Genomic DNA, 19588 nt, shown 5'->3' with positions numbered 1-19588 from the left:
AGGGGGGCGATATGATCCGACGTGTGGGACAGGTACCAAAACCCGGCATTTCCTATCGGCTTCGGCCCGGTGTTTATGCCATTTTGCCGCTCGGCGGTCAGCTGTTGGTGACCCATCAGGGCGGCGCGGACGAGCCGCTTCAATTGCCCGGCGGCGGCATTGATCCCGGTGAATCGCCGATCCAATCACTGCACCGCGAAGTGTTTGAGGAAACCGGGTGGCACATTGCCCGCCCGCGGCGGATGGCAGCGGCGCGGCGCTATATATTCATGCCGGAATACGATCTGTGGGCGGAAAAACTTTGTACGATATATATTGCCCACCCGGTGCGCCGCCACGGCCCCCCGAGTGAGGCAAATCATTCGGTGAATTTCATTGATACCCACATGGCGCCCGACCTGCTGGACAATCCAGTAGACCGGTTGATGACCCAAAAGGCATTGCGCGCAGGGCTTATCCGTTAACCGTGAAATTCCAGCAACGCGGCAGAGACATCATCCGGAAATTCGTCCTGGCCCGCCAGTTCCGCCAAATTCCACACCATGGATTCAAGAAAGTCCTGGCCGGCCAGATGCGCCATATTGTGGCAAAGGGACTTCAACCCGTCATCCTCGACAAATCCGCCATCACGCAGCGGACATTCGGTAATACCGTCCGAATACAGGAACAACCGGTCACCGGGGTGGAGAAGTGTTTCAAACTGTTCAAATTTTGCCCCCTCAATCAACCCGACGGGAAGCCCCCCGGACCCGATTAATTCCTGACTGCCATCAGCCCGCAGCACCAGCGGATGTGGATGCCCGGCCTGCGCCATGCGCACCCGCCCCGACAACAGATCCACATCAGCCAAGAGCATGGTAAAGTAATGCTCTGTTTCCATTTCCTCCAGGACCAGGGCATTCAGCCGGGCAATCACCTCTGCCGGGGGCAGCATGATGAACAACCCGTCGCCGGTTTCGCGTAGCGCGACATTCTGCTCCGGCGTTGTCGAAGACAGGTATCCCGCCAATCTCGCGGTCATCAACGCCGAAGAAATGCCGTGACCAGAGACGTCAATCGCATAGACCCCCAACCGGGTTTTGCCGACCGGAAAGAACCCAACCAGATCGCCGCCAACATGGCCGCTGGGGTGCAACAACAACGACAGATCCGCCGTTTGAAATTGCCGGAACCGATCGCGCACCAAAGATTGCTGAAGCTTTTTTGCTTCGATCAGGTCATTGTCGAGCGCGTCATAAAGCCCCTGAAGTTCCGCCATATTCTGGGAAATGACCCGGTTTTGATCGCTAAGCTGGCGTTGCATTCGAATGATGCGTTCGCCCGCCGTGATCCGGGCCCGCAATTCGTCACCATTGACCGGTTTTGCCAGGAAATCATCGGCGCCATTGTCCAGACCACGCGCCACGGCGCCCTTTTCACTTTTGGATGTCAACAGAATGAAATAGCCATAAGCCGCGCGTTCCATTTCGCGGAACCGCTTGCAAAATTCCAGCCCATCCATCCCCGGCATCATCCAGTCGCTCAGCACCAGATCCGGCGGCATGGTTTCACACAAGGCCAGCGCCGCTTTGCCGCTTTCGGCCTCGACAACATCATAGCCCTGCCTGCGCAGCGAAGATGACAGAATCTTGCGCTGAAGCTTGCTGTCATCGACGATCAGGACACGAAACTGACTTGGCATTAATTTCGCATCCATTTGATCGGTTGGTCGTGTCGCCACATCCATTACTTGTAACCCACAGTGATTCCTTGGTTCCTTTGATATGAACCCCCAGGATTAACCTCAGGTGAAAGTCGGCATTCTTCGAAAATTTGATCTATTTCCGAAAGAGAATCTTGACTTCGAATTGCTAGCGTAAGTCTCGGGATATTTTGAAAGGCCGAAACATGATTGACTGGGCACGGGTTTCGGAACTGCGCGAAGAAATCGGCGAAGAAGACTTTGCCGAAGTTGTCGAGCTGTTCCTGGAAGAGGTAGATGGGGTCATGGACACATTGGTGTCAGACCACGAAGATCTTGAATCGCAACTGCATTTCCTGAAGGGCAGCGCCATGAACCTGGGTTTCGACCGGTTCGCCGCACTCTGCCAATCCGGTGAAACCGCAGCCGGGGCGGGCAACGGTGCCAGCGTCGACACCAACCACATTCGCGAGGTTTATATCGCGTCGCGGGCGGAATTTGCCTCGGGTCTGGAAACCCGGCTGGCCGGCTAGCGGCGCATCGGCGATCAGCCGATCAGGAACACCTGGACATCGGCGACATTGGTGCCGGTGGCCGCGGTGATCAACAAGGCCCCGGCCCGGCGCAGCGCTTCGTAACTGTCGTTATTGGCCAACAGGGTCTCTGCGTCGGCGCCGATCGCATCCGCGGTTTCGGGGCCAACAATGCCGCCGGCGGCATCGGTCGGACCATCGCGGCCATCAGTGCCGCCGGACAGGAACAACCAATTTTCCGGCAGCTCATGGTTTTTCGCCGCCATCGCGACCCGCAAAGCCAGCTCTTGATTACGACCACCACGTCCGTCACCGCGCAGAACAACCGTGGTTTCACCGCCAAAAATCAGCGCCATCGGCCCTTTGCCCCGCGCCTGCGTTGCCGCTTGCAGGACAAATTCCGCCGCATCGGCGACATCGCCCTCCAGCGCGTCAGACACGATTTCGGCTTTGCCGGTTGACGCCGCCAACATCGCCTCAAGGCTTTTGCGGTTCGAGCCGATCAAATGGTTTTGCACTGGCGGTGTGGATACAGCCACCGATTCCGCCAACAGATGGTTTCGCACATTTTCGGGACAATCGTCCCAAACACCGGCGGTTTTCAGCAACGCAACCGCTTCTTCCTTGCTGCCGATCGGGCCGACCGTGGGACCAGAGGCAATCGCCCGCAGATCGTCGCCAATCACGTCAGACAACAAATAGGCGGTGACCGGTGCCGGTGCCGCGCAATGCAGCAACCCGCCGCCTTTCAGCTGTGACAATTGTTGGCGCACCAGGTTCATGCGGACAATGTCCAACCCGGCGCCCAACAGCAATTTGTTCACCGCCGCCTTGCCATCCAGCGAAATGCCGTCCGCCGGCGCAGGCACAAGCGCCGATCCACCCCCGGACACCAAAACCACAACCGCATCCTGTGCCCCGACAGCCGCCAATCGGGTCATGATGTCCTGGCCCGCACGCAGACCTGCCGCATCCGGAACCGGATGTGCCGACCGCAGCACAGTGGCACCCGGCACATCCATTTCGTTTTCGTAATGCGTCACAGCAAGGGCCTGCACCGGGCGATCCACATGGCGCAGCGCCTCTTGCAACATGGCCGGCGCGGCCTTGCCAATGGCAATCACATGCAATTCACCGGCGGGGTCAGGCAAAGGATGCTCCCCCAAGGCATGGCGCAGGGCCAAGGCCGGATCAGCGGCTTCGACCGCTTTGGCAAACAGGTGAAGGGCAGTGTCGCGCAGGTCTTGGGATGTCATATCGGGATCTCACAGCGGCTGATGACCTTGGTGTCGTCACATTGCACGCCAATGTCAAATGTTTGCCCCACAACCAAATCCGGCGGCAGGGGTTTGGTCAACCGAAGGGTCAAACCTTCGGCGTGTTGTGTGATCACCTCGGCATGGTCGAAACCAAACACCCGGCCAACGCGCGGGAAAAGCGCTTTGAACAGCGCCTCTTTGGCCGAAAACACTGCGGTACAGGTGGCGGATTCCGGTTCGGGGCCCAGCACCGCCAAGTCACCTTTGGTCAATACCGATTGGCGAATGGCACGTGTGGCGCGGGGGTCGGCATAAGCCTCGATATCCAACCCCAGGTCGATCTGCGCCCGTCCGAGCCAGACACCGACCGTCCCGTGACTGTGGCTGATTGAACCGCGAAATCCCAACGGCCAGAGCGGATTGCCCTGGGCCCCGCGTCCGACCGCGCCATTTTTGACCCCAAACAGCGCAAGCGCACACCCCGCCAGAACACGCCCGGCCAGAAACTCGGCCCGCCGTTTTGGCACCGCCCGATCCAGAAACCCCGGCCGGGTCAGGCCGAAATGTGCAAAATGTCTGTCGTGATATTGATCAAGATCATACTGCGCCAACATCAAAACACGGGTGTCGCTTTGGCTGCGCAGCTCTGGCGGGGTTAGAAACCCCTGCCCTTCAAAGGATGGATCAGCCAGCAAAGGTGCCAAAATGCCCGCCATGAAAAACCAAAGGATCGCCGTCGCGATACCGCAGATGCGCGACCTGACCCAGAATGATCGAATGATCCCCCGCCGGGACGGTTTCATGCAGCCTGCATTCAAAGCTGGCCAGCGCATCACGCAGAACCGGCACGCCCAGCGCCCCGATCTCGCTGTTGTCTTCGGTGAAATGACCGCCGTCCTTGGCAAAGGCCATGGCCAGATCGTATTGCCCGGAATGCAGCACGTTCAACACATAGGTTTGGGCGTTGCAGAACAGATCATAGCGGTGCGACCGGTCCGAGAGGCACCAAAGCACCAGCGGCGGGGTCAGGGACACCGAGGTAAAGGAATTCACCGTCATGCCGGTCGGCCCCTGATCGGTCATTGTGGTGACCACAGTAACCCCGGTCGCGAACTGACCCAGGGCATTGCGATAAAGTCGCATATGCTCGGCATCAGGTCGAAAAGGCACAGGTGTGATCATCATATTGGTCCGAAAGGGCGTATTCATCAGCACATCGCATTCACTGGTTACAGGGTAAAGCGAAAACCAAACTGCCGGATCACCCCCGACTGTGCCCTGTTTTCGCTGATCTCATGCTGAAAATACCGGAATTTCACGACGAAAATGGGGCACAAGCGGGCTTAATCTATGCCGCGCCCCTCGACGCAATGACCAAACACCGTGGTCAAAAGCGAAATCCCGATCATTGTGGCGAACCAGCTGACGACGATGCTGTAAATCAGGCTGATCAAGGACGACGGATCGCCGCTGACCAGGGTCGGGATCTGCAACACCAGCGACATGAGGATCATCAACCCCGCCAGCCCGAAGACGGTGCTGGCATGTTCGGCAGTGACGCGCCAAGCGTCGCGAAAGGTCATATTGTCACCCAAAGCAATGGCCGGAAGGATCGGCGACAGGCGGAAAAACACATAAGATCCGACCCCCACCGCCGCCGCGATCATCAGGATCGGCGCCAGGAGAAAGCCAAACACAATGATCACCGGGACAATCGCCGCACCCACGGTCAGCCCCAAAAGGATCGACCGCCACAGATAGCCTAAAATCGCGCTGCCCGGCCATTTCGGCAACCAACCGTCCGGCGTTTCCCCCAACAAGACATAGCGATGCCACGCCACTGCGATCCACAGGCTGGCGCATGTGGCGGCCAAACTCAGGATCAGCATCATGAACCCCTCGGCCGGCGAAATCAGCGGCACCTGAACACCAAATGAATCTGTGACCATCTCGCCGCTGCTGGCATTGTGGCTATAAATCTGGGACACGACCTGAACCGCATAAAGCACCAGCGAGATCCGCAACGCCACATCCAGATTCTGCACCACCAGCCGCACAGAATGGGTGAACATCGAAAGGGCTTTCATCGCGAACTCCTGAAACAACTGTTTGGCGGCATGGTGGGCGTTGCCGCGACCAAGGTCAACGCCACCACCTTGCCCCGAGACGCAAAAACCGCTATCGCCCGCCGCTAATACTGCTGTTATTCCCGCCGTTGTTCCAGCGTGCCGTCATTCAAAAAGGAAATCGCACATGTCCGCGCCCAAGAAAGTTGTCCTGGCCTATTCCGGCGGCCTTGATACCTCGATCATTCTGAAATGGCTGCAAACGGAATATGGCTGTGAGGTGGTGACATTCACCGCCGATCTGGGCCAGGGCGAGGAATTGGAACCGGCCCACAAAAAAGCCGAGATGATGGGCGCGGCCGGCATCTATGTCGAAGATCTGCGCGAAGAATTTGTGCGCGACTTCGTCTTCCCGATGTTCCGCGCCAATGCGGTATATGAGGGGCTGTATCTGCTGGGCACATCCATTGCGCGCCCGTTGATTTCCAAACGTCTGGTCGAGATTGCCGAAGAAACCGGCGCCGACGCGGTGGCGCATGGCGCGACCGGCAAGGGCAATGATCAAGTGCGGTTCGAACTGGCTTGTTATGCGCTGAACCCCGATATCAAGGTGATCGCGCCCTGGCGGGAATGGGATCTGTCGTCGCGCACCAGATTGCTGGAATTCGCCGAAGCGCATCAAATCCCGGTCGCCAAGGATAAACGCGGCGAAGCGCCGTTTTCGGTTGATGCCAACCTTCTGCACACCTCGTCCGAGGGCAAGGTGCTGGAAGATCCGGCAGAACTGGCACCAGAGTATGTCTATCAGCGCACCGAAGACCCGATTGGCGGACCGGATGCGCCTGAATACATCGAAGTGACCTTCGAAAAGGGTGACGCGGTTGCGATCAATGGCGTGGCAAAAAGCCCGGCAACCATCCTGACCGAATTGAATGAATATGGCCGCCGTCATGGCATTGGGCGTCTGGATTTCGTCGAAAACCGCTTTGTCGGCATGAAATCGCGCGGCATCTATGAAACGCCCGGCGGCACCATCCTGCTTGAGGCGCATCGCGGCATCGAACAGATCACATTGGACAGCGGCGCAGGCCATCTGAAAGATTCGATCATGCCGCGCTATGCGGAACTGATCTATAACGGTTTCTGGTTCAGCCCGGAACGCGACATGTTGCAGGCGCTGATCGACAAAAGCCAGGAACATGTCACCGGCACGGTCAAACTGATGCTGTTCAAGGGCATGGCGCGCACCGTGGCCCGCTGGTCCGATCATTCGCTCTATTCAGAGGCGCATGTGACCTTCGAAGATGACGCGGGCGCATATGATCAGAAAGACGCAGCAGGCTTCATCCAATTGAATGCCCTGCGGCTGAAACTGTTGGCAGCGCGGAACCGTCGGCTGAAGGGCTGACAGCCCCGCGCACCACTCGTTAAGCCAACTGCCCGGCGGCTGAGGGTTTTGCCGGGCAGTTGGTGACGCATAAAATCGAACTCGTTAAGACACAGATCCGGCGGTTACTGGGCGGTGATGGTTGTCATCACCAGCTTGCCGTTGGGTTTGATCGGGCCATCTTCGGTTGCGCCAAGGGTGTATTCGAACACACCGGTTTTCATCCCGCCCGCTTCGGCGTGGATCATCAGCATCAACATGTCCCCGGATGCGACCTCTTCTTGCAGGATCGCGGCCACGTCGGTGGTTTCACCTTTGCGGATCGGGGCATAGGCCACGACCGGGCCGGGCTTCATCTCTGCATCGGTGCGGTGCACAACCAGCCAGCCATTTTCACCCGCAGTGATTTTGGAGGCACTTACAACGCCGTTCGATACATCCTGATCGACGGCTTCGACAGCGGGGGCCATACCGTGCCCACCCGCGAAAACGGCCGTGGCGGTCAGGGCTGCGGCGACGGTTGCAATGGCGAAACGTGTCATTTGATAGTCTCCTTCGGTCTTTGGTTACAGCGGAGCATCCCCGCCATCTGAGGGAGATACGCAGCGGTTTCCGAAAAAGTTTCATTTCAGGAAAAGTTTTTTTCTCACACCGCGAATTTTCGCCCCCCGTGGTGGCCGTGGTCGGTAAACTCGGCTCACCTCTGTGTGACGTTTGATGTCAGGGCTTGTCCGACGGCGCCGTCCCGGACAAGGCTGACAGCAGGAGGACCGATCATGACCCGTTTTGACATTTTTAAACCTGCGCTGTTGGCGGCGCTGATCATCGTCGGGCTATGCGCCCAATCACAACAAGCCCAAGCGGCAGACAAACAGGTGCTGACCGTGGCTGGCGGCTGTTTCTGGTGCGTCGAAGCCGATTTTGAAAAGGTCAAAGGCGTGACAGAGGTTGTCAGCGGCTACACCGGCGGAACCAAGGCGAACCCAAGCTACAAGGATGTGACGCGCGGTGGCTCTGGCCATTACGAGGCGGTTCAGATCATGTTCGACGCCGATGTGGTCAGCCGCAGGCAGCTGCTGTCGCTGTTTTTCCGTTCTGTTGATCCGACGGACGCGGGCGGCCAGTTCTGTGACAGAGGTGACTCTTACCGCACCGCGATTTTCGCCAATGGGGCGCAGGAAAAAACACTGGCCAACGAAGCCAAGACCGCAGCCCAGGCAGAATTGGGCCGGAATATTGTGACACCCGTGCTGAACACATCGGCATTCTATCCCGCCGAAGACTTTCACCAGAATTACTATAAATCGACCGAGAGCACATTGACCCGGTTCGGCTATGTCACCCGTGCCAAGGCGTACAAGAAGTATCGCGCGGCCTGTGGTCGTGATGCCAAGGTGCGGGCCCTCTGGGGTGATGCGGCGCCATTTGCTGGAAGCTGACGCCGGGCTGCGCGCCGTTCGCTGACGCGCACCCCAAACCCGGGTTTCAACGCAAAATCAGCGCTGGAACCCGGCCAGATCCTTCAGATCCGGGATCACATCCGCCGTGCCCTGGCGTGTCACCATCAACGCGCCAGCCCGCTGGGCACGTTCGATTGACGCCTCCATCGACATGCCGGCATCCAGACCCGCCACAAGATAACCGGTAAACGTATCGCCGGCCCCGGTGGTATCGACCACCTCGACCTTGATGCCGGGGAAATGCCGGTCGATCCCGGCGCCGCTGGAAATATGGCGGCACCCATCGCCACCCAGGGTGATGACAATATCCGCCACATCCAGAGCGGTGATCTCGCATCCCATGGCTTGCGTCAGCTGCGCGGCCTCTATCTCGTTCAACACCAACAGGTCGATACGTTCCAACACCTCGGCCACGGCGGCGGCATCAAATGGCGCGGCTGCATAGACCACGCGCATTCCTTTTTGGCGGGCCAGGCCGGCAGCATAGCTTTGCAGATTGGTCTCGTTCTGGAACATCAGGGTATCGGTTGGCCCCGCGTCGCCCAGCGCGGCGGTCACATGCCCCTGCCCCAGACCCAGATTGGCACCGCCAAACAACACAATCTGGTTTTCGCCCGCACCATCCACATAGATCACCGCATGGCCGGTGGCGGCCTCACTGCTGGCAATATGACGGGTATCAACGCCGTATTCCATAAGCCGGGCAACCGCCCATTTACCATCCTCGCCCACCGCGCCAATATGGGCGACATGGGCCGCCGCACGGGCCGCCGCCACCGACATATTGGCCCCTTTGCCACCAAGTCCGCGATGAAACCCGGTCGAGGCCAGGGTTTCCCCCGGCCCCGGAAGATGCGGCAGCTGATAAAACAGATCGGCGTTGATTGACCCAAGATTGTAAATCATCGCCCGCCCTAGCCCACTTTGCAGGCTGCCAACACCGCCATGTTGAGAATGTCATTTGCGGTCGAATTGCTCGAACAGATCTGGATAGAGTTATCGACCCCCGCCAAAATCGGCCCGATCACCGTTGCGCCGGCCATTTCCTGAAGCAATTTGACCGAAATGCTGGCCGAATGCCGTGCCGGCACGACCAGGATATTGGCAGGTCCGGTCAGACGCGAAAACGGATAGGCCTTTTGCGCATTGGTGTTCAGCGCCACATCGACGGTCATTTCGCCTTCGTATTCGAAATCCACCCCACGCTGGTCCAGAACCTGGGACGCGACATGCATTTTGGTGGCGCGTTCCGACACCGGATAGCCAAAGGTCGAAAAGCTGACAAAGGCGACGCGCGGTTCCAACCCCAGATCGCGGGCCACATCGGCGCTGCGTTCGGCGATGGTGGCCAGATCTTCCTCGTCCGGCCATTCCTGCACCAATGTATCGCTGATCAGAACAATCCGCCCCTTGTGCAGCAACGCCGTGACACCCACCGCGCCATGTTCGGCATCGGCATCAAAGACATAATTCATCCGCTCCAGCACATGCGCCGATTTGCGGGTCGCCCCGGTGATAAGCCCATCCCCATGACCATGCGCCAACATCAGCGCGGCAAAGACATGCCGGTCTCGCGCGGCGAGCCGGTGAATGTCCTTCATGTCATGGCCCTTGCGTTGCAGGCGCTGATAGAGAAAATCCTTGTAGGTATCGAGGTAACGGGAATTCGCCGCGTTGATGATTTCCAGCTCGCGGGCCGCATCGCCCAGACCGGCGGCTTCAAGTTTCATGCGCACGTCGTCTTCGCGCCCCACCACCAGAGCTTTGCCCAGACCATTGCGTTGATACATCACCGCCGCGCGCAATACGCGGGGATCATCACCTTCGGCAAAGATCATCCGCGCCTGATTGGCCCGCGCACGGGTATTGATGCCGCGCAGGATGGACGCGGTCGGATCAAGCCGGGATTTCAGGCTTTGTTCATAAGCCTCCATATCGACAATCGGCCGCCGCGCAGCGCCGGTGTCCATCCCGGCCTTGGCCACGGCGGGCGGAATACGGTGGATCAGCCGTGGGTCAAACGGCGTCGGAATGATGTAATCCCGCCCGAAGGTCAGGTTTTTGCCATAGGCCAGCGCCACTTCGTCGGGCACATCTTCGCGGGCGAGTTCGGCCAGCGCCTCGGCGCAGGCGATTTTCATTTCGTCGTTGATCGCGCGGGCATGCACGTCCAGCGCCCCACGGAACAGATACGGGAACCCCAGAACGTTGTTGACCTGATTGGGGTAATCGCTGCGCCCGGTGGCGACGATGGCATCAGGACGAACCTCATGCGCTTCTTCCGGGGTGATTTCGGGATCGGGGTTTGCCATGGCAAAGATCACCGGATTGTCGGCCATGCTGGTGACCATGTCCTGGGTCACCGCGCCCTTGGCCGACACCCCAAGGAACACATCCGCCCCTTTCATCGCCTCTTCCAGCGTGCGCAGATCGGTATTGGCGGCATGGGCCGATTTCCACTGGTTCATACCCTCGGTACGGCCCTGATAGATCACGCCCTTGGTGTCGCACATGATGCAGTTGTCCTGCTGTGCGCCCATGGATTTCACCAGCTCCAGACAGGCAATCCCCGCCGCGCCGGCCCCGTTCAACACGATGCGGCAATCTTCGATCTTCTTGCCCGACAGATGCAGCGCATTGATCAGCCCGGCCGCACAGATCACCGCTGTGCCGTGCTGATCATCGTGGAACACCGGGATGTCCATCTCTTCTTTCAGGCGCTGTTCGATGATGAAACATTCCGGCGCCTTGATGTCCTCAAGGTTGATGCCGCCGAACGTCGGCCCCATCAGACGCACCGCATTGCAAAAGGCGTCCGGGTCTTCGGTATCCAGTTCGATGTCGATGGAATTGACGTCGGCAAAGCGTTTGAACAGCACCGCCTTGCCCTCCATCACCGGTTTTGATCCCAGCGCGCCAAGATTGCCAAGGCCCAGAACCGCCGTACCGTTGGAAATCACCGCCACAAGGTTGCCCTTGTTGGTGTAATCATACGCGGTTTCCGGATTGGCAGCGATTTCTTCGCAGGGGACCGCCACACCGGGGGAGTAGGCCAGCGACAGATCCCGCTGGGTGGTCATCGGCACCGTGGCCGAAATTTCGAATTTGCCCGGTGTCGGCTCCAGGTGGAAGGCCAGTGCTTCTTCCCGTGTGATCTTGGCTTTTGGCATTTGATGGGCCTCCCGTTCCATATGGTCCTATTGCTCTTACCGAAGCGCTGACCCGCTGCCAAGGACAGCTGTTGCAGTGTCTGGCCGATGGTGCTTTCGGCTTTTCGTGACAATGCGGGCTTTGTATGGTCCGCCGAAACCCTGGGGGACTTTATGAGCCGCGAAAAATCAACCGTCACGCCAATGATGGCACAGTATCTGGAGCTGAAATCCAATCATACGGATTCACTTCTGTTTTACCGGATGGGTGATTTTTACGAAATGTTCTTTGACGACGCCCGCGCCGCAGCAGAGGCGTTGGACATTGCGTTGACCAAACGCGGCAAACATGACGGCGTGGATATTCCGATGTGCGGCGTGCCGGTGCATGCCGCCGAAGGCTATTTGCTGACGTTGATCCGCAAGGGGTTTCGCGTCGCGGTCTGTGAACAGATGGAAAACCCCGCCGAGGCCAAGAAACGCGGATCAAAATCCGTGGTGAAACGCGATGTCGTGCGGCTGGTCACGCCGGGCACCTTGACCGAAGAGACCCTGCTGGAGGCGCGGCGACATAATTTCCTGGCCGCCTGTGCCCTGGTCCGTGACGAGGCCGCCCTGGCCTGGGTCGACATATCCACCGGGGCGTTTCACGTGATGAGCTTGCCACAGGTCCGGTTCGGCCCGGAATTGGCGCGTCTGTCGCCCTCTGAGGTGCTGGTGGCCGAAGCCCATGAACGCGACATCGCGGATGTGGTGACCGATGCCGGCGCGGCGCTGACCACATTGGGCCGTGGATCGTTTGATTCCGCTTTGGCCGCCGACCGGATCACAGAAGTGTTTGGCGTCGCCTCGCTTGAGGCCTTTGGCCATTTCGAGCGTGCCGAGCTGTCGGCCATGGGGGCCTTGGTCGATTATCTGAAAATCACCCAGAAAGGCAAATTGCCACTGCTGCGTCGGCCACAAAAGGAATCCAGCGGCGGTGTCATGCAGATCGACGCCGCCACCCGGCGCAATCTGGAGCTGACTTCGGCCTTGTCCGGCGGGCGTGCCGGATCTTTGTTGGCGACCATTGATCTGTCGGTGACGGCCGGCGGCGGGCGGTTGCTGGAACGGCGATTGTCCAGCCCGTCCCGCGATCTGGCTGATATTTCGGCACGGCTTGAGGCCGTAGGCTTTGCCACGGAAAACACCGGGTTTCGATCCGCGCTACGGGATGCGCTACGCAAGGTGCCGGACATTGACCGCGCCCTGTCACGATTGGCGCTGGACCGGGGCGGCCCCCGCGATCTGACCGCGATGCGCAATGCGTTGGAACAGGCCGCGAGGATCGGTGCGGATCAGCAAGACGCCGAACTTCCGGCCCGGTTGCAGGATGCCGTGGCGCGCCTGTCGGGGTATGACGCGCTTCACGACCTGTTGGATCAGGCATTGGTGGCGGAACCGCCGCTTTTGGCGCGCGATGGTGGGTTCATCGCAGCCGGCTATCACCAAGAGCTGGACGAGGCGCGCACGCTGCGAGACGAAGGCCGCAGTGTGATTGCCCGGATGCAGCAGGATTATATTGCCGACACCGGCATCAATTCGTTGAAAATCAAGCATAACAACGTGTTGGGCTATTTCATCGAAACCACGGCCACCCATGCGGAAAAGATGCTGTCGGCGCCGCTGTCGGAACGCTACATCCACCGCCAGACCACGGCCAATCAGGTGCGTTTCACCACCGTTGAACTGTCCGAGCTGGAAACCCGGATCCTGAACGCCGGCAATCGCGCGCTAGAGATCGAAAAACGGCTGTTTGCAGATCTGCGGCAAAGCGTGCTCGACGCGGCCGGGCCCCTGGGCGATTTGGCACGTGCCCTGAGCGAGCTGGATGTCAGCACCGCCTTGGCAGAACTGGCCGTGCAACAGGATTGGACCAAACCGACCGTCGATTCCTCGCGGATGTTTCACGTGGAACGGGGGCGCCATCCGGTGGTCGAAGCGGCATTGCGAAAATCCGGTGATGCCTTTGTCGCCAATGATTGTGACCTGAGCGATGGCGACAGCGCGGCGGCCATCTGGTTGCTGACCGGGCCGAACATGGCGGGTAAATCGACCTTTCTACGTCAGAACGCCCTGATCGCGGTCCTGGCGCAAATGGGGTCTTTTGTCCCGGCAGAGGTGGCGCACATCGGATTGGTCAGCCAATTGTTCAGCCGGGTTGGCGCGTCGGATGATCTGGCGCGGGGGCGATCGACCTTTATGGTCGAAATGGTCGAAACCGCTGCGATCCTTAACCAGGCGGACGACCGCGCGCTGGTGATCCTGGATGAAATCGGCCGTGGCACAGCGACCTATGACGGGTTGTCGATTGCTTGGGCGACGCTGGAGCATCTGCATGACATGAACCGCTGTCGCGGATTGTTTGCCACGCATTACCACGAAATGACGTCACTGGCCGGGCGCATGGATGGTGTGGAAAACGCCACCGTTGCCGTCAAGGATTGGGAAAACGAGGTGATTTTCCTGCATGAGGTCAAAAAGGGCGCGGCGGATCGCAGTTATGGTGTGCAGGTCGCGCAATTGGCAGGGCTGCCGCCGGTGGTGGTCAGCCGCGCGCGGGAAATCCTGGATGCGTTGGAAAAAGGCGAGCGTGAGGGCGGCAAGCAAAAGGCCGTAATCGACGATCTGCCATTGTTTTCCGCGGTTGCCGCCGCGCCACCGCCCGCGCCCGCCGCAGAGACATCACCGATCAAAGCCCGACTGGATGAAATTCATCCAGACGAGCTTTCGCCACGCGAAGCCTTGCAATTGATTTATGACTTGAAGGCACTGACCGTCCAGTGAGGGCGGTCAAATAGAACCGGGTAAGAAATGTGCGCGGCAACCGCCCCGCACATTTGACCTTAGCCGCCGGTGTTTGACGACACACCCACCTGTGCCGGGCGCAACAGCCGGTCGTGCATGATGAAACCGTCAGCAGAGACCTGAATGATCTCGCCCGCTTTGGTGCCGGGCACAGGCGCTTCGAACATCGCCTCGTGGTGCTGCGGGTCGAATTTGTCACCAACCTTGGGCGCAATGGGTTCGATCCCGTGTTTCTTCAGCACAGAAACCATTTCCCGCATCGTCAATTCGACACCTTCGATCAGGGCAGCGGCAAGTTCCTTTTGCTCCTGCGGCGCGGATTCAACAGCACGCTTCAGGTTGTCGTACACCGGCAGCAAATCCCGCGCCAAGCGCGAACCGCCATAGCGTTCGGCATCATGACGTTCCTTTTGCGCCCGCTTGCGCGAGTTTTCGGCATCCGCCAAAGCCCGCATGAATTTGTCCTGAAGCGCATCACGTTCCGCGCGCAGCGAATCCAACTCTATCGCTTCCGGCTCCAATTCCTCAAACTCATCCGCCAATTCCTCGGCCTCGGCTTCGTCGATATCATCGAGGAAATCGTCCTTTTCCGGCTCTGCCATTCTTCACCTCTAACTTCGGTCGGAAATCAATTTTCCAACCAGCTGTGCCGTGTAATCCACGATCGGAACGATGCGCCCGTAGTTCAGCCGCGTGGGGCCAATCACACCGACCGCACCGATGATCTTTCGATCCGCGTTCATATATGGAGAGACCACCAAAGAGGAACCCGAAAGTGAGAAAAGTTTGTTCTCGGAGCCGATAAAAATGCGCACACCTTCGCCGGTTTCGGTCAGTTCCAGAAATTCCGCAATGTCACGTTTGCGTTCCAGGTCGTCAAACAGCACCCGGATGCGATCCAGGTCGGCCTCTTCATCCTGATCCCCCAGAAGATTCGACCGCCCCCGAACCAAAAGACGCGCCGAATCAGCGGCCTCTTCCGACCAGACGGCAAGGCCGCTTTCCACCAGATCGTGGCTGAGTTGGTCGATTTCCTGCCGGCGGTTGGCAATTTCGCGGGTAAACTGCGTGCGCAATTCGCTGAGCGTGCGCCCGCCAATCAGGGAATTCAGAAAATTCGCGGCTTCGCGCATCGAGCTGGGGGTCTGGCCCGGCGGTGGCGTGAAGATGCGATTTTCCACATGTCCATCCGCAAAGACCAGAACCACCAACGCGCGGTCCTGGGCCAGCGAGACAAATTCGATGTGGCGAATGGGCGCTTCGTGTTTCGGGGTCAACACCAACGACGCGCCATGCGTCACCCCCGACAAGGCCGATCCAACCCGATCCAACAGGTTCGACACATCCCGGCCATTGTCGCCAAGGGTGGAATCAATCGCCGCACGATCCTCAACCGCGAGGTCATCAACCTCTAGCAGGCCATCGACAAACATCCGCAACCCCTGTTGCGTCGGGATGCGCCCGGCCGAGATATGCGGGCTGTCGAGCAGACCAAGGTATTCCAGATCCTGCATCACATTGCGCACTGTCGCGGCGCTGACCTTTTCCGACATACTGCGGGTCAACGTGCGAGAGCCGACAGGCTCGCCATTGCTCAGATAACCTTCGACAACGCGACGAAACACTTCGCGCGAGCGGTCATTCATTTCTTCCAGAAGTCTGGAACCATCGCTCATCTGGTTCGCTACCTTTCCTATTCCGGCGCTTTCCCCGGTTTTTCACCGGATCACGACAGGGTTGCGAAACATGCCTACCCCCCGTATCCCAACATTGAAACCAACAAGGACAAGATCATGCGACCCTCTGGACGGAATTTAAGCGAAATGCGCGCCGTTTCAATCGAAACCGGTGTGACCAAACATGCCGAGGGCTCTTGCCTGATCAAAGTTGGTGACACCCATGTGTTGTGCACCGCAACGATCGAAGACCGCGTGCCGCCCTTTATCAAGGGCTCGGGTCTTGGCTGGGTCACCGCCGAATATGGCATGCTGCCCCGCGCCACCAACACACGGATGCGCCGCGAGGCCTCGATGGGGAAACAGGGCGGAAGAACTGTTGAAATTCAGCGGCTTATCGGTCGCTCCCTACGGGCCGGTGTCGATCGCGTGGCCCTGGGCGAACGTCAGATTACCGTCGATTGCGATGTCATTCAGGCCGATGGCGGGACGCGCTGTGCCGCAATTACCGGTGGTTGGGTGGCCTTGAAACTGGCGGTGAACAAGCTGATGAAGGTCGGCGATGTTGTATCGGACCCATTGGTTGACCCGGTTGCCGCTGTCAGCTGCGGTATTTATGCTGGTCAGCCGGTGCTGGACCTCGATTATCCCGAAGACAGCGAAGCCGGCGTCGATGGTAATTTCATCATGCTGGCCAGCAAACAATTGATCGAAGTGCAAATGTCGGCCGAGGGATCGACATATTCCCGCGCTCAGATGAACGAGCTTCTGGACCTGGCCGAAAAAGGCGTGACCGAATTGGCCGAACTGCAAAGAGCGGCTGTGGCATGACCCGGAAATTTGCCGACAAGAAGCTGGTTATTGCCACCCACAACAAGGGCAAGCTGGAAGAAATTCAGGACCTGTTGAAGCCCTATGGGATCGAAGTTGTCGGCGCCGCCGAGCTGGGGTTGGCCGAACCGGACGAAACCGAAGATACCTTTGTCGGCAATGCCCGGATCAAAGCACATGCAGCAGCGCAGGCCACGGGTCTGCCTGCGCTGGCGGATGACAGTGGAATCGAGATCGAAGCGCTGGACAATGCGCCCGGTGTCTATACTGCCGATTGGGCGGAGACCCCAAATGGGCGCGACTTTGTCATGGCAATGCAGCGCAGTCATGACGCGCTGGAAGCGCGCAATGCCCCACACCCCCGTCTGGCCCGGTTTTGCTGCACCTTGGTGCTGGCCTGGCCAGATGGCCACGACGCGGTTTTCCCCGGCGTGATGGCCGGTCAGGTTGTCTGGCCGATGCGCGGCGCGCTGGGCCATGGCTATGATCCAATATTCATGCCGGACGGCTATGACATCACCTGTGGTGAGATGGATCGTTGGGAGAAAAACCGGATAAGCCATCGCGGCGACGCATTTAAAAAACTTGTGGCAGGATGCTTTGACTGAAGATTGGCAACTCGGCGGATTTGGGCTTTATCTTCATTGGCCGTTTTGCGAGGCGAAATGCCCCTATTGCGATTTTAACAGCCATGTCACCCGCCGAATTGATCATGAGGCCTGGACCGCAGCCTATTTGACAGAAATCGACCGAGTTGCCGCAGAGACCCCGGACCGGATCCTGCGGTCGGTTTATTTTGGCGGTGGGACACCGTCGTTGATGCAGGTCAGCACCGTCGGCGCCATTTTGGAACGTATCGCTGCGCGCTGGACCCTGGCGAATGACGTTGAAATCACCCTTGAGGCCAACCCAAGTTCCGTTGAAGCAGCGCGGTTTGCCGGCTTTCGCGACGCCGGCGTCAACCGGGTGTCGCTTGGGGTTCAAGCGCTGAATGATCCGGATTTGAAACGCCTTGGCAGGTTACATGATCTCGGCCAGGCCGAAGCGGCAATTGAAATTGCGCAAACGACGTTTGACCGGATGAGTTTCGATCTGATCTACGCCCGTCAGGACCAAAGCATTGATGATTGGCGGGCTGAGTTGCAGCGTGCCTTGGACATGGGCGCAAGTCATCTGTCGCTCTATCAATTGACAATCGAAGACGGAACCGCATTTGGGGACCGGTTTCGCGCCGGAAAACTGCGGGGTCTGCCGCAAGACGACATCGCCGCTGATATGTATGAGGTGACACAGGAGATGTGTTCCGCCGCGGGATTGCCGGCCTATGAGGTGTCAAATCATGCGCGCAGCGGTCAGGAATCCCGACATAATTTGATCTATTGGCGGGGCGGAGATTACGCCGGTATCGGCCCGGGCGCACACGGACGGCTGACGCTGCAAGGGCAACGGTGGGCCACAGAGGCCCGGCGCAACCCCGGTGCCTGGCTCAACGCCGTCAAGGAAAACGACGCAGAGCAGCGTGATCCCCTATCACTTCAAGATATTGGGTTGGAATACCTGATGATGGGGCTTCGTACCATTGAGCCACTTGATTTGGACAGGCTGGAGCGTCGCACCGGCCTATCCATCCCGTCCGAGAGGTTGGAATCTCTGGTCTCGCTTGGGGTTTTGACCCATCACGACCGCCAAATTGCCGTCACCGCCGCCGGACGTCCGGTGCTGAACGCGGTAATCGGCGAATTGATCAGGGACTTTAGCTGATCAAACGCCCTATTGTTGGTTAAATATTGCTTTCGCCGCTGATTTCAGGATCCCGCGAGCAATCGACAAATGTCATCAAGTTGCTCCAGCGAACTATAGTTCAGTACAAGCTTGCCGCCTTCGGTCCCTGCTTTGTGCTCTACACTCACTCGAAGCCCCAGATGCGCTGAAAGATCGCCCTCAAGTGCGCGCGTGTCGGCGTCTTTTCCGCCGCCTGATGGTGCAGCTCCACCGAACTCACTTTTCGAAGGGGCCTCTGGCTTTGGCGTTTTGACAGCTTTTTCCGTATCACGGACCGAAAGACCCTGTGACACGATCCGACGCGCCATGCCAATCGGATCTTCGCAGGGAACAAGCGCCCGGGCATGTCCGGCCGAAAGATCCCCGGAGCGCAACATGTCAAGCACGTCACCGGGCAGATTCAAAAGGCGAAGCAGGTTGGCAATGTGGCTGCGGCTTTTGCCAAGCGCACTGGCCAGCTTTTCTTGGGTATGACCAAAGCGATCCATCAACTGGCGATAGCCCATCGCCTCTTCCACGGGGTTCAGATCAGCGCGTTGGATGTTTTCAATGATCGCAACTTCCAACACTTCTGTGTCAGTAAACTCGCGAACAATAACCGGAACTTCATGCAGTTGCGCCATTTGGGCGGCGCGCCAGCGGCGTTCCCCCGCAACGATTTCGAACTGATCCTCGCCTTTTGGCCGCACGATCAGCGGCTGGATGACACCCTTGGTCGCAATGGAATTCGCCAATTCCTGCAGCGCATCCGGCAAAAATTGCCGCCGTGGCTGTTCAGGATTTGGGAAGATCTGTTCAACCGGAATGTGACGATCCGCGCGCCGAGGTGTTTCCGCGTTTTCAGTAGGTTCAACGTCCGCCATCAACGCGGAAAGACCGCGACCCAGGCCGCGGCGTTTCTCTTTTCCTGAATTCAT

General features: G+C 58.8%; 19 protein-coding genes. 8 read left to right on the top strand and 11 right to left on the bottom strand.

Annotated features, from left to right (window positions below; genetic code table 11):
* Nucleotides 1-11: 11 nt before the first annotated feature.
* On the top strand, nucleotides 12-464 hold the full coding sequence (locus Q4577_RS07335; RefSeq protein ID WP_303469054.1) for an NUDIX domain-containing protein: 453 nt from the start codon (nucleotides 12-14) through the stop codon (nucleotides 462-464).
* Here Q4577_RS07335 and Q4577_RS07330 read toward each other — a convergent pair.
* Nucleotides 461-1681 (bottom strand): PP2C family protein-serine/threonine phosphatase, encoded by a 1221-nt coding sequence (locus Q4577_RS07330; RefSeq protein WP_303469053.1) that lies wholly within the window; start codon nucleotides 1679-1681, stop codon nucleotides 461-463. The two genes, Q4577_RS07335 and Q4577_RS07330, sit on opposite strands and share 4 nt — an antisense overlap.
* Before the next feature lie 206 nt (nucleotides 1682-1887).
* Between Q4577_RS07330 and Q4577_RS07325 the strand changes: the two genes are divergently transcribed.
* Nucleotides 1888-2214: an Hpt domain-containing protein gene (locus Q4577_RS07325; RefSeq protein ID WP_303469052.1), complete on the top strand. Its 327-nt coding sequence runs from the start codon at nucleotides 1888-1890 to the stop codon at nucleotides 2212-2214.
* 14 nt (nucleotides 2215-2228) lie between these two features.
* Here the strand turns inward: Q4577_RS07325 and Q4577_RS07320 are convergent, their stop codons facing one another.
* From Q4577_RS07320 to Q4577_RS07305, 4 genes are all read right to left on the bottom strand, one after another.
* Nucleotides 2229-3470, bottom strand: coding sequence for a glycerate kinase (locus Q4577_RS07320; RefSeq protein ID WP_303469051.1), 1242 nt, complete (start codon nucleotides 3468-3470; stop codon nucleotides 2229-2231).
* Nucleotides 3467-4177: a 4'-phosphopantetheinyl transferase gene (locus tag Q4577_RS07315; protein WP_303469049.1), complete on the bottom strand. Its 711-nt coding sequence runs from the start codon at nucleotides 4175-4177 to the stop codon at nucleotides 3467-3469. The genes Q4577_RS07320 and Q4577_RS07315 overlap by 4 nt, the downstream gene beginning before the upstream one ends.
* The gene (locus tag Q4577_RS07310) at nucleotides 4158-4682 is read right to left on the bottom strand and encodes a flavin reductase family protein (RefSeq protein ID WP_244683917.1); all 525 of its coding nucleotides are present in this window, start codon (nucleotides 4680-4682) and stop codon (nucleotides 4158-4160) included. The genes Q4577_RS07315 and Q4577_RS07310 overlap by 20 nt, the downstream gene beginning before the upstream one ends.
* A 134-nt stretch (nucleotides 4683-4816) precedes the next feature.
* Entirely contained in the window at nucleotides 4817-5560 is a 744-nt protein-coding gene (locus Q4577_RS07305) for a hypothetical protein (protein WP_303469047.1), read from the bottom strand.
* A gap of 166 nt (nucleotides 5561-5726) precedes the next feature.
* On the opposite strand from Q4577_RS07305, the gene Q4577_RS07300 reads away from it, so the two are divergent.
* Nucleotides 5727-6947: an argininosuccinate synthase gene (locus tag Q4577_RS07300; RefSeq protein WP_303469046.1), complete on the top strand. Its 1221-nt coding sequence runs from the start codon at nucleotides 5727-5729 to the stop codon at nucleotides 6945-6947.
* A 104-nt stretch (nucleotides 6948-7051) separates the two neighbouring features.
* Here the strand turns inward: Q4577_RS07300 and Q4577_RS07295 are convergent, their stop codons facing one another.
* Nucleotides 7052-7396 carry a hypothetical protein gene (locus tag Q4577_RS07295; RefSeq protein WP_303469107.1) on the bottom strand — a complete coding sequence of 115 codons (345 nt, stop codon included), beginning with the start codon at nucleotides 7394-7396 and terminating at the stop codon, nucleotides 7052-7054.
* A 306-nt stretch (nucleotides 7397-7702) separates the two neighbouring features.
* On the opposite strand from Q4577_RS07295, the gene msrA reads away from it, so the two are divergent.
* Complete coding sequence (gene msrA, locus Q4577_RS07290) at nucleotides 7703-8365, top strand: peptide-methionine (S)-S-oxide reductase MsrA (protein WP_303469045.1); 663 nt, start codon at nucleotides 7703-7705, stop codon at nucleotides 8363-8365.
* A 57-nt stretch (nucleotides 8366-8422) separates the two neighbouring features.
* On the opposite strand, the gene Q4577_RS07285 is transcribed toward msrA, so the two are convergent.
* Nucleotides 8423-9292 (bottom strand): ribokinase, encoded by an 870-nt coding sequence (locus tag Q4577_RS07285; protein WP_303469044.1) that lies wholly within the window; start codon nucleotides 9290-9292, stop codon nucleotides 8423-8425.
* Between the two features lie 8 nt (nucleotides 9293-9300).
* A complete protein-coding gene (locus Q4577_RS07280; protein WP_303469043.1) occupies nucleotides 9301-11556 on the bottom strand; it encodes an NADP-dependent malic enzyme in 2256 nt (751 codons plus the stop codon).
* Between the two features lie 153 nt (nucleotides 11557-11709).
* On the opposite strand from Q4577_RS07280, the gene mutS reads away from it, so the two are divergent.
* On the top strand, nucleotides 11710-14361 hold the full coding sequence (mutS, locus tag Q4577_RS07275) for a DNA mismatch repair protein MutS (protein WP_303469041.1): 2652 nt from the start codon (nucleotides 11710-11712) through the stop codon (nucleotides 14359-14361).
* 59 nt (nucleotides 14362-14420) lie between these two features.
* On the opposite strand, the gene Q4577_RS07270 is transcribed toward mutS, so the two are convergent.
* Nucleotides 14421-14984: a nucleotide exchange factor GrpE gene (locus tag Q4577_RS07270; RefSeq protein ID WP_244683944.1), complete on the bottom strand. Its 564-nt coding sequence runs from the start codon at nucleotides 14982-14984 to the stop codon at nucleotides 14421-14423.
* Between the two features lie 9 nt (nucleotides 14985-14993).
* Nucleotides 14994-16058 (bottom strand): heat-inducible transcriptional repressor HrcA, encoded by a 1065-nt coding sequence (gene hrcA / locus Q4577_RS07265; protein ID WP_244683947.1) that lies wholly within the window; start codon nucleotides 16056-16058, stop codon nucleotides 14994-14996.
* A gap of 117 nt (nucleotides 16059-16175) precedes the next feature.
* On the opposite strand from hrcA, the gene rph reads away from it, so the two are divergent.
* The 3 genes from rph to hemW are packed head-to-tail and all read left to right on the top strand — an operon-like array spanning nucleotide 16176 to nucleotide 18650.
* Nucleotides 16176-16889, top strand: a complete 714-nt coding sequence (gene rph / locus Q4577_RS07260; RefSeq protein WP_303469040.1) for a ribonuclease PH — start codon at nucleotides 16176-16178, stop codon at nucleotides 16887-16889.
* On the top strand, nucleotides 16886-17497 hold the full coding sequence (rdgB, locus tag Q4577_RS07255; protein ID WP_303469039.1) for an RdgB/HAM1 family non-canonical purine NTP pyrophosphatase: 612 nt from the start codon (nucleotides 16886-16888) through the stop codon (nucleotides 17495-17497). Before rph ends, rdgB begins: the two co-directional genes overlap by 4 nt.
* Nucleotides 17490-18650: a radical SAM family heme chaperone HemW gene (gene hemW / locus Q4577_RS07250; RefSeq protein ID WP_303469038.1), complete on the top strand. Its 1161-nt coding sequence runs from the start codon at nucleotides 17490-17492 to the stop codon at nucleotides 18648-18650. Before rdgB ends, hemW begins: the two co-directional genes overlap by 8 nt.
* A 44-nt stretch (nucleotides 18651-18694) precedes the next feature.
* Here hemW and Q4577_RS07245 read toward each other — a convergent pair whose 3' ends face one another.
* Nucleotides 18695-19588 carry a ParB/RepB/Spo0J family partition protein gene (locus Q4577_RS07245; RefSeq protein ID WP_303469105.1) on the bottom strand — a complete coding sequence of 298 codons (894 nt, stop codon included), beginning with the start codon at nucleotides 19586-19588 and terminating at the stop codon, nucleotides 18695-18697.

The sequence above is a fragment of the Marinovum sp. 2_MG-2023 genome, from assembly GCF_030548265.1.
Taxonomy (GTDB): domain Bacteria; phylum Pseudomonadota; class Alphaproteobacteria; order Rhodobacterales; family Rhodobacteraceae; genus Marinovum.
Note: the sequence above shows the minus strand (reverse complement) of the source record. Positions and strands in the feature narration are given on the sequence as shown.

Bases quoted from the DNA above. Each gene is read 5' to 3' on its own strand.
- Q4577_RS07245 (WP_303469105.1), bottom strand. From the start codon at position 19,588: ATGAATTCAGGAAAAGAGAAACGCCGCGGCCTGGGTCGCGGTCTTTCC.
- Q4577_RS07330 (WP_303469053.1), bottom strand. From the start codon at position 1,681: ATGCCAAGTCAGTTTCGTGTCCTGATCGTCGATGACAGCAAGCTTCAG.
- Q4577_RS07285 (WP_303469044.1), bottom strand. From the start codon at position 9,292: ATGATTTACAATCTTGGGTCAATCAACGCCGATCTGTTTTATCAGCTG.
- mutS (WP_303469041.1), top strand. From the start codon at position 11,710: ATGAGCCGCGAAAAATCAACCGTCACGCCAATGATGGCACAGTATCTG.
- msrA (WP_303469045.1), top strand. From the start codon at position 7,703: ATGACCCGTTTTGACATTTTTAAACCTGCGCTGTTGGCGGCGCTGATC.
- Q4577_RS07320 (WP_303469051.1), bottom strand. From the start codon at position 3,470: ATGACATCCCAAGACCTGCGCGACACTGCCCTTCACCTGTTTGCCAAA.
- Q4577_RS07325 (WP_303469052.1), top strand. From the start codon at position 1,888: ATGATTGACTGGGCACGGGTTTCGGAACTGCGCGAAGAAATCGGCGAA.
- rph (WP_303469040.1), top strand. From the start codon at position 16,176: ATGCGACCCTCTGGACGGAATTTAAGCGAAATGCGCGCCGTTTCAATC.
- rdgB (WP_303469039.1), top strand. From the start codon at position 16,886: ATGACCCGGAAATTTGCCGACAAGAAGCTGGTTATTGCCACCCACAAC.
- Q4577_RS07310 (WP_244683917.1), bottom strand. From the start codon at position 4,682: ATGAATACGCCCTTTCGGACCAATATGATGATCACACCTGTGCCTTTT.
- Q4577_RS07300 (WP_303469046.1), top strand. From the start codon at position 5,727: ATGTCCGCGCCCAAGAAAGTTGTCCTGGCCTATTCCGGCGGCCTTGAT.
- Q4577_RS07305 (WP_303469047.1), bottom strand. From the start codon at position 5,560: ATGAAAGCCCTTTCGATGTTCACCCATTCTGTGCGGCTGGTGGTGCAG.
- hrcA (WP_244683947.1), bottom strand. From the start codon at position 16,058: ATGAGCGATGGTTCCAGACTTCTGGAAGAAATGAATGACCGCTCGCGC.
- Q4577_RS07335 (WP_303469054.1), top strand. From the start codon at position 12: ATGATCCGACGTGTGGGACAGGTACCAAAACCCGGCATTTCCTATCGG.
- Q4577_RS07295 (WP_303469107.1), bottom strand. From the start codon at position 7,396: ATGGCCCCCGCTGTCGAAGCCGTCGATCAGGATGTATCGAACGGCGTT.
- Q4577_RS07270 (WP_244683944.1), bottom strand. From the start codon at position 14,984: ATGGCAGAGCCGGAAAAGGACGATTTCCTCGATGATATCGACGAAGCC.
- Q4577_RS07280 (WP_303469043.1), bottom strand. From the start codon at position 11,556: ATGCCAAAAGCCAAGATCACACGGGAAGAAGCACTGGCCTTCCACCTG.